The 2,188-nt window shown below is 65.7% G+C and carries 2 pseudogenes; both read left to right on the forward strand.

From position 1 onward, the window contains the following. Positions 1-192 precede the first annotated feature (192 nt). A pseudogene (locus I5M_RS29275) lies at positions 193-1,996 on the forward strand (ABC transporter ATP-binding protein). A 60-nt stretch (positions 1,997-2,056) separates the two neighbouring features. Continuing rightward, positions 2,057-2,188 (forward strand): annotated as a pseudogene (locus I5M_RS33555) (FAA hydrolase family protein); the annotation flags it as partial.

Genomic DNA, 2,188 nt, shown 5'->3' on the forward strand with positions numbered 1-2,188 from the left:
AACAAGCTGCTAAAGCTGCGGCAAACCCGCCCCAGCCGGCGCAAGTGTTTGAATCGCAAGCCATTCCGGCCTGACGCAGAGCTGCCGAACGCGGTTTTGGCTTGAAATGCCACCCCATTGCGGGCAAGGACTCGGCGTTTCGCACGCCGACCCGACGCGCGAGCCCTGTTCGACGTCGTCCTTGGAACGCGGATGCCTGACGCCCCTCGCAAGATCACTGACGATCCCTACGGCGCGTGGCACCTGATCCGTCGCCTCGTGACGGAACAGGCCGCGGTTTATTGGCGCCGCTACCTGATGGCGTTCGGCATGATGGCGGTCGCGGCCGCCGCGACGTCGGGCTCGGCGTATCTGGTCGGCCAGGTGATCAACCAGGCCTATGTGGATCGCAACCTGCCCGGCATCATGATCATGTCGATCGTGACGCTGCTGGTGTTCAGCGCGAAGGGCGCGGCGACCTACGGCCAGTCGGTGATCCTGACGCAGATCAAGAACGCGATCCTCGCCAACAATCAGCGGCGGATGTTCCACAAGCTGATGAACGAGAGCATCGGCTTCTTCTCACAGCGCCACTCCTCCGAGTTCCTCGCGCGGCTCACCGCGGGCGCCAACTCGGTCACCGACGTTCTGACGCTGCTGATCAACGCGCTCGGCCGCGATTTCCTGTCGCTGATCGGCCTCGTCATCGTCATGGTGTCGCAGGATCCGTTCATGGCGACGTTCGGCCTTCTGGTCGCGCCGCCCCGCCATCATAGTGGTGCGCAAGCTGGTGCGCCGGGTCAAAGGCCTGGCGCTGACGCAGTTCACCGGCAACGCCCAAATCCTCGAGACCATGCAGGAGTCGCTGCAGGGCATCCGCACCGTCAAGGCGTTCACGCTCGAACAAACGATGGGCGAACGCATCGACGCCAACATCGCCGCGGTGCAGGCCAACGCCGACAAGATGGCGAAGGTGTCGAACCGCTCCGGCCCGCTGATGGAAACGCTCGGCGGCATCGCAGTGGCGCTGTCGCTGATGTACGGCGGCTATCGCGTCGTCGCGACCGGCGCGACTCCGGGCCAGTTCTTCTCCTTCCTCACCGCGTTCCTGCTCGCCTACGAGCCGGCCAAACGGCTGGCGCGGCTGAACATCGAACTGAACTCGGGCCTGGTCGGCGCCCGGATGCTGCTTGAGATCATCGACTCGCCGCCTAGCGAGCCGGACGACAGCGACAAGCCGGCGCTCGCGATCAGCGAAGCCCGGGTCGAGCTCAGCGACGTCAGCTTCTCGTATCGGCCGAACGAGCCGGTGCTGAAGCACGTGTCCTTTGTTGCCGAGCCGGGCAAGATGACGGCCTTGGTCGGCCCGTCGGGCGGCGGCAAGTCGACCGTGCTGGCGCTGCTGCTGCGCATGTACGAACCCTTGAGCGGCGCGATCACCATCGACGGCCAGAAAATCGCCGAGCGCTCGCGCCACTCGCTGCGGCAGCAGACCGCCTATGTGGGCCAGGACGTCTATCTGTTCCGCGACACCGTCCGCGCCAACATTGCATTCGGCAAGATCGGCGCCAGCGACGACGAGATCATCGCCGCCGCCAAGGCCGCGCACGCGCACGATTTCATCATGGGCTTCCCGCTGGGCTACGACACGCCGGTCGGCGAGCACGGCGCGCAGCTCTCGGGCGGCCAGCGCCAGCGTATCGCCGTGGCCCGCGCGCTGCTGCGCGATGCTCCGCTGGTGCTGCTGGATGAGGCCACCGCAGCGCTCGATTCCGAATCCGAAAAGCTGGTGCAGGAAGCGATCGAGCATCTGTGCAAGAGCCGCACGACGATCGTGATCGCGCATCGTCTGCACACCATCATGCACGCCGACGCCATTCTGGTCGTTGAGGGCGGCGAGATCGTCGAACGCGGCCGTCACGACGACCTGCTGCGCCAGGGCGGTCGCTACGCCTCGTTCTTCCGGCTACAGCAGCGCCACACGCCGGCGCTGGCTCCGGCCGACCTCGCCTCCTGAACTTGATCTTCTGCGTTCTTCGCCAAGCCCCTCCCCGCCTCTACCTTGCGAAAGTCACTCATGAGCACTTCGAACACCGTGATCGCACCGCCGCCGCAAGCCGCCCTCGCCCGTCAGGGTGATAGCAAGACGTTCCCGGTGCGCCGGATCTGGTGCGTCGGCCGCAACTATCTCGAGCACATCCGCGAACTC

Source organism: Rhodopseudomonas sp. B29, from assembly GCF_000333455.1.
In the GTDB taxonomy this organism is placed as follows: domain Bacteria; phylum Pseudomonadota; class Alphaproteobacteria; order Rhizobiales; family Xanthobacteraceae; genus Rhodopseudomonas.